The sequence below is a fragment of the Streptomyces sp. NPDC107581 genome, from assembly GCF_055657175.1.
Genome location: NZ_JBVKBH010000001.1, coordinates 338,158 through 345,005 on the forward strand (window position 1 = coordinate 338,158; position 6,848 = coordinate 345,005).

Here is a 6,848-nt window from a genome sequence, read left to right on the forward strand (position 1 = left end):
CCGAAGCAGGGCCAGGCACCCGACTCCGCCGCCGCCCTCGCCCTCGCCCTCAATGACAGGCCAGGACCTCTAGGCGCCCTTCGGCCCCGCCTGCTGCACCACCTCGAAGGACCACAGGGTGGAACCGGAGGCGGCCGGCCGGGGCCGCTCGCCCTCCCCGCCGCCCTGGTGCGCCGCCTTCATCGGCCCCTCCATCCACGCCTTGAACGACTCCTCGTCCCGCCAGCGCGTGTAGACGAGGTAGGTGTCGGTGCCCTCGACGGGCCGCAGCAGCTCGAACCACTCGAACCCGTCGGAGTTCTCCACGGCGTGGGCCCGCGAGGCGAACCGCTTCTCCAGCGTCTCCCGCTGCTCGGCAGGCACGGTCAGCACATTGATTTTTACTACGCTAGGCACATGACACCTCTCGTCAAACGGGGCCCCGACTGGACCCCTAATCTGGACCATGTGCGCGCAGTGTCCTACATCCGACAGTCAAGGAAGCGTGAGGACGACTCCGCGTCGTCCCCCGAAGCACAGCGGACCAAGTGCGAGGCGCTGATCACGGCCAAAGGCTGGGACAACGCGGGCCACTTCGCCGACGTCGGTAAATCCGGCTGGGACCCCAAGGTCGTCCGGCCGGAGTTCGAGGAGATGATGTCCGCCGTTCGCGCCGGGCACGTAGACGCAGTGGTCGTGTTCTCGCTGTCCCGCCTCACTCGACAGGGTGCCCTTGAGGCCATGCTGATCAATGAGGAGCTGGCCAAACACGGCGTGCTGCTCGTCAGCGTCGAAGAGCCCTACCTGGACACGTCCACCCCCATGGGCGTCGCGATCTTCGGCCTTATCGCTGCGCTGGCCCAGCAGGAGTCCGACATGAAGTCGGCGTACATCACGGCGACGAAAGAGACGCTGAGGGCAGCGGGTAGCCACGTGTCCGGCATGGCCCCGTACGGCTTCCAGTCGACGCGTGAGCCGCGCGGGGAACTGGTGGTGGTCAAGCTGGTCCCCGATCCCGCTGAGGCCCCGTACGTGCGTGACATGGTGTCCTGGGCGCTGGGCGGCATGACCGCATCGGCCATGGCTCGCAAGCTGAACACTGAGTGCGTACCGACCAAAGCAGCGGACATGTCAGCGCGTGTGACCGCCCGCCGGGCCCGAGGCGTAAGTCAGCCGCTGGAGCGTACGACGTGGGTGTCGTCCACTGTGCTCCGCATCCTCCGTGACCCGCGCCTTGCTGGCTACGCCGCCGAACGCCAGGGGACCAAGCGCGTCATCGTGCGCGACGACTCAGGGGCCCCGCTGGCTGCGCACGAGCCGATCATTCCGCCGGATGACTGGTGGCGCCTTCAAGACGTACTCGACGGCCGTGCGCCCCAGGTGGTCCGTCAGGGTGGGCGCTCCGTGCCGTCGCTGCTGGGTGGCGCCGGGATGCTCTTCTGTGGCGTCTGCGGGTCGTCCATGGTGACCGACCGGAGGGAGGGCAAGCAGCTCTATCGGTGCAACCGGGCCCAGTCTGGCGCCGTACCGGGGCACGGTGGTCTGGCCATCAACATGGACGCCGCTGACGACGTGGTGGCCCGTACCGTGTGGTCCCGCCTGACAGCGCTGGACCCAGAAGACCCCGAAGATCTCGAATGGCTCGCCGAGGCCGCGCGCCGGTTTGCAGCGCAAGCGGACACGGGCGAGCGGCAGGCCGAACTAGCAGCCGCACGCGCCGAGTTGGAGCACGTACGGGAAGCGCTCCGCACGCTGTATGTCGACCGGCAGGCAGGCTTGTACGCGGGTGCCGTCGGTGACCAGATGTTCCGTGAGTCCGTGGAGCGGTTGACAGCGCACGAGGCGCGAACGGCCGGACGCGTGGAAGAACTGGGGACCGCCGAGGCTGGAACGGTGGCGATCCCCTCGGAGTGGACGGCCCCGGAGGGTGACCCGCTGGGGCCGGAGTCGACGTGGGGCAGTTGGGGCCTGGAGGACCGACGTAGCTTCTTGGCGTTCTTCGTCGACCGCATCACCATTTCCAAGTCCATCGGCCGTGGCCGGAACGCGAACACGGAGGATCGGGTGACTGTGCACTGGGCAGAGGCACCAAGCAGCTAGGCGCACCCGAGCGCCGTTCACGGCCCGTCGCTGGAATCCTCCGGTGGCGGGCCGTTCGCCACTCCTGGGGGAGTGTGTGCCCTCCCTTGGGTGCTGTCGGCGGCTGTATCTAGAGTCGGGCATGGTCTCGTACTTCGGTTCAGGTTTCGTCGGTGGGGTGACGAGGTGAGGTTCGGGGGGTGGGGCCCGCTGACCCCTGCTTTGCTTCTTTATCCCTTGCCCGGAGCCCTGCCCCGACCCTTGCGGGGAGAGCGTCACGGTCATCGCCAAGGCGCTCAACGTGTCCCGTGCGACGCTGTACCGGGCGCTTGCCGACACGGAGTGACCCGGCCCGACTTGAGGGGCCGTCTGCCCGCTGTGGTGGACGGTCTTTCTCATGTCTGGGTACGGGGGGTAGGCCAATCTCTGCGCGAGCGCGCCCCACGGACCCGGCCCCCATGGTCACGCGCATTTCCGCGAAATGGACACCCGGGGGGTCTGGGTCAAAGCGGGTCGCTTGGCTGGCATCGCCGCAGGTCAGAGTCATGTGCTTACATTGACAGGTTTATTGATCTTGACTACGCTCATGCCCCCATCCTGCCCCGGCCACCCCGCTCCGGCTCGGGCGGCCACCCGCGGGCGACGCCGCGGGCCCCGTGCGGCGCACATTCGGCACCCGACCTCGCCTGAGCCCCCTGAGCCCGCTGAGCCCCCTTGGGTCTCTCCGGCTTCTCGGACCCCGCCCGAGCCTCTTGAACCCCGTTGACCACATCAGCCCCGGAAGCAAACCGAACGCACGCACAACCCTTACGTGCCGACGCCGGTCTCCTGATCGCCAACCACCGGGTGAACCCTGGGACAACCCAAGGCGAACACGGACGGTTCGCACCCCATCGACTGCGGATGCCCGCCAGGCATCCCCCGCATGCCGCAGGAGAACAGCATGCACACGCACCGCCGCCTCGCCCTCGCGACGGCCACCGCGGCCGCGCTCACGGGCGGTCTGCTCGGCTTCGCCGGCACTCCCGCCACCGCCGCCGACTTCGCCAAGGTCGCCAAGGCCGACTTCAACGGCGACGGCATCGGCGACATCGCCACCTCGGCGGCCACCGCCTACGTCAGCGGCCACAAGGGCGCCGGCCAGGTCGTGGTCCTGTACGGCACGGCCACCGGCGTCTCCGCCGCCAAGCGCACCACGATCAGCCAGAACACCTCCGGCGTCCCCGGCACCGCCGAGGCCGGCGACGAGTTCGGCTACGACCTCGCGTACGCCGACTTCAACAACGACGGCTACGACGACCTCGCCGTCGGCTCCCCGCACGAGAAGGTCGGCAGCGACACCAACGGCGGCGGCCTCGCCATCCTCTGGGGCTCCGCGAAGGGACTCACCGGCAAGGCCGCCGACGTGCCCGACCCGGCCCCCGGCTCGCACGACTACTGGGGCAAGGACCTGGCCGCCGGCGACTTCGACGGCGACGGCAAGGCCGATCTGGTCGTCGGCAGCTCCGCCGCCACCCTCTACCTCTACAAGGGCGGTTTCAGCGGCTCCGGCACCCCGGGCAGCCGCACCACCGTCAAGCCGCCGATCCAGTCGGGCAGCAACGACTACCCGTACGGGCCGATGAGCCTGACCGCGGGCGATGTGAACGGCGACGGCCGCACCGACCTCGTCGTCGACGGCTACGAGACGAAGACGTCGTCCCACTGGAACACCAACTACTGGCTGCCCGGCACCGCGAGCGGTCTGGGCGCCTCCTCCGCCAAGGCCCTCAAGCCCGGCATAGTCACCGGCATCGGCGACATCAACGGTGACGGCTTCGGCGACATCGTCAGCGGAGCCTCCTGGGACAACACCACCAGCGACGGCCGGACCGTCCCCGACGCCGCCAAGGGCGGCAAGGTGAGCGTCACCTACGGCTCCGCCTCGGGCCCCGCCGCCACCAAGGGCATCACCCAGGACACCGGCAGCGTGCCCGGTACCGCGGAGAAGGGCGACGGCTTCGGCTGGGACCTCGACCTCGGCGACGTCAACGGCGACGGCTACCAGGACCTGGTCGTCAGCAGCCCGAACGAGGACATGAACGGTGTCGCCGACACCGGCCAGGTCGCCGTCCTGTACGGCTCCGCGTCCGGTGTGAACACCTCTTCCGGCGTCCAGTCCTTCGGCCAGAGCACCGCGGGCGTCCCCGGCAGCGACGAGAAGGGCGACCTGTTCGGCGCCGACGTCAAGCTGGACGACGTCACCGGCGACGGCCGGGCCGACCTGGTCGTGGGGTCGTACGAGAACGGCGGTGACGGCGCGCTCACCTACCTGCCGTCCAACGGTACGAAGATCACCACGACCGGCTCCCGGTCCGTCTCGGCGAGCTCCGCGGGAGTCTCGACGACGGGTGCGCCCCAGTTCGGCGCCCTGTTCGCGGACTGATCCGGCGCACCACTCCACTCCGCCCGACCGTGGCCGGGCCGGCAACCGGAATCCCGGCCGCCGGCCGTCCTCACCTGGGCCGTCCGGCGGACCGGTGAAACCGGGGGATGCCCCGGACCGGGCCCCTGACGGCCCCTTAGGGGATGTCACAGGTCGGCCGCAAAGCCCGGCCCGGACGCCCGGGCCGGGCACGTCGCTCTGCGGGACCGGGTACGTTCGATGACGTGGCTGGATTCAGGATCGGACGCGGGGGCCGGGACAACCGCACCCCCCAAGGACAGCAGGCGCCGCAGGGACCGTCGTACGGACGCGGACGGCCCGCGGGACCGTCGCGCGGGCAGGGACAGCCCGGGGGGCCGTCGTACGGACAGCGGGGGCCGTCGTACGGCCCACCGTCGGCGCCGCAGCCGCCGTACCCGCAGCAGGGGGCGTACCCACAGCCGGGGCCGTCCTACGGCTACCCCGGCCCGGCCGACGACGGGCCGGAGTACTTCGGCGACGGCGGTCACCCGGGTCAGGGCCCGGGCGGCGCCCCCGACCCGTACGCGGCGAACAACCCGGGCCACACCCAGGCCTTCTCGATCGACGAGGCCGCCGGCTACACGCAGGGCCAGACCTACCACGCCGGCTCGGCCGCGCCCTCCGGCCCCACGGGCCCGCCCCTGCACTGGAAGGAACTGCTGCGGGGCATCGTCCTCGCGCCGAACCGGACCTTCCTGCGCATGCGGGACTACACGATGTGGGCCCCGGCCCTGATCGTCACCTTCCTCTACGGCCTGCTCGCCGTCTTCGGCTTCGACGACGCCCGCCAGGACGCGATCAACGCGACGCTCTCCAACGCGGTCCCGATCGTCCTGGTCACAGCCGTCGCGATGGTGCTGAGCGCGTTCATCCTGGGCGTGGTCACCCACACCCTGGCCCGCCAGCTCGGCGGCGACGGCGCCTGGCAGCCCACGGTGGGCCTGTCCATGCTGATCACGTCCCTCACGGACACCCCCCGCCTGGTCTTCGCCATGTTCTTCGGCGGCAACGCCGGCTTCGTCCAGCTGCTGGGCTGGGCCACCTGGATCGGCGCGGGCGCCCTGCTGACCCTGATGGTCTCCCGCTCCCACGACCTGCCCTGGCCGAAGGCGCTGGGCGCGTCGGCGATCCAGCTGATCGCGCTGCTGTCGATAGTGAAGCTCGGCACGTTCTAGATCCGCACAGCATGAGAAGGGCCCCCGGCGCCGCGCCGGGGGCCCTTCTCATGAGCGTGCCGGAACCGGCCTGCGAGCAGCCGGTGCGCCGCAATCTGTTACGGCTCGAAATCGCCTGCTTATGCGGCCTGGTGGGCTCCGCGAAGCTCTGGGGCTGTACGGGGGAAAAGGCAGACATTGCAGCGTGCCTAGTGATCGTTCAACGCCGCCGTCGCCATCCTGTCCGTTGAGACTCAGGATTCGACCCCAGGGACGACGAAAGGTTGGTCGCGTGAAGCTCACCAAGCGGATTGCCACGATCGGCATCGCTGCGACGGCGGCGGTCCTCTTCAGCGCCGGTGGCGCCCAAGCTCAAGGCGACGGGGGCCTCCTCTCACTTCTGAACCACACGTCGCTCATTCAGCTCTCCTACCCGATGGGGCAGGTCGGAAAGGGCAGCACCCTCACCGGCACGCAGAACGTCAACAACAAGGGCGGTGGCGGCGGTGACGGCGCCGCAGCCGCCGCGAACAACAACAACAACAATAACAACAACAACGCCGGCACCGCGAACAACAACAACAATAACAATAACAACAACGGGGGTGCCGCGAACAACAACAATAACAACAACAATAACAACGGCGGCCAGACTCAAGGCGACGCTGAACTGCTCTCGCTCCTGGACAGCGCGTCGCTCGTTCGCGTTCAGGCCTGTTACCCGATCGGACAGGTCGGCGAGGGAAACACCTTCACCGGCAATCTGAACATCAACTGCAATCAAAGTTGAGGTGACAACCTCGGCGGGGAGCGGCAGAAATTGCACAGAAGGCGCGGCGGGCGCCTGAAAAATCCACAGCGCCGCCCGATTCTTCCCCCGGCAGGTCGAGCCCGACGGCAAGATTCGCCTTGCCGGCGAATTCGACGACTGCGTGCATCTACGCCGAACTCAGCGCCGGCTCACGCCCGCCTTCGCCCTCCCTCACCCGCACACAGGCAGCCTCCCGCGCACAACGGCAGCGCGATCAGGCAGGACCACTGCACGTGAAAGTCCGGCGGCCGGGATTACGTTGAAGAACCCGGCCGCCGGACCCTGAGATTCAGCCGTTGTTGTTGTTATTGTTATTGTTCCCACCTCCGCCGTTGTTGTTGTTATTGTTGTTGTTGTTCCCGCCTCCGCCGTTGTTGTT

Annotated in this window: 6 protein-coding genes; 5 read left to right on the forward strand and 1 reads right to left on the reverse strand. The window is 68.8% G+C overall.

The window, feature by feature from the left end; genetic code table 11:
• Window positions 1-69: 69 nt before the first annotated feature.
• Complete coding sequence (locus tag ACZ7P3_RS01570; RefSeq protein WP_472078340.1) at window positions 70-396, reverse strand: antibiotic biosynthesis monooxygenase family protein; 327 nt, start codon at window positions 394-396, stop codon at window positions 70-72.
• Here ACZ7P3_RS01570 and ACZ7P3_RS01575 point away from each other — a divergent pair, their 5' ends adjacent.
• The 5 genes from ACZ7P3_RS01575 (at window position 397) to ACZ7P3_RS01595 (ending at window position 6,448) form a co-directional block, all read left to right on the forward strand.
• Window positions 397-2,079, forward strand: coding sequence for a recombinase family protein (locus ACZ7P3_RS01575; protein WP_472078341.1), 1,683 nt, complete (start codon window positions 397-399; stop codon window positions 2,077-2,079). It abuts the gene before it with no gap.
• A 211-nt stretch (window positions 2,080-2,290) separates the two neighbouring features.
• Window positions 2,291-2,404: a helix-turn-helix domain-containing protein gene (locus tag ACZ7P3_RS01580; RefSeq protein WP_472078800.1), complete on the forward strand. Its 114-nt coding sequence runs from the start codon at window positions 2,291-2,293 to the stop codon at window positions 2,402-2,404.
• A 597-nt stretch (window positions 2,405-3,001) separates the two neighbouring features.
• On the forward strand, window positions 3,002-4,483 hold the full coding sequence (locus ACZ7P3_RS01585) for an FG-GAP and VCBS repeat-containing protein (RefSeq protein WP_472078342.1): 1,482 nt from the start codon (window positions 3,002-3,004) through the stop codon (window positions 4,481-4,483).
• Between the two features lie 143 nt (window positions 4,484-4,626).
• Complete coding sequence (locus tag ACZ7P3_RS01590) at window positions 4,627-5,679, forward strand: Yip1 family protein (RefSeq protein ID WP_472078343.1); 1,053 nt, start codon at window positions 4,627-4,629, stop codon at window positions 5,677-5,679.
• A gap of 271 nt (window positions 5,680-5,950) precedes the next feature.
• A complete protein-coding gene (locus tag ACZ7P3_RS01595; protein WP_472078344.1) occupies window positions 5,951-6,448 on the forward strand; it encodes a hypothetical protein in 498 nt (165 codons plus the stop codon).
• Window positions 6,449-6,848: the final 400 nt, after the last annotated feature.

Bases quoted from the DNA above. Each gene is read 5' to 3' on its own strand.
- ACZ7P3_RS01590 (WP_472078343.1), top strand. From the start codon at position 4,627: ATGTCACAGGTCGGCCGCAAAGCCCGGCCCGGACGCCCGGGCCGGGCA.
- ACZ7P3_RS01575 (WP_472078341.1), top strand. From the start codon at position 397: ATGACACCTCTCGTCAAACGGGGCCCCGACTGGACCCCTAATCTGGAC.
- ACZ7P3_RS01585 (WP_472078342.1), top strand. From the start codon at position 3,002: ATGCACACGCACCGCCGCCTCGCCCTCGCGACGGCCACCGCGGCCGCG.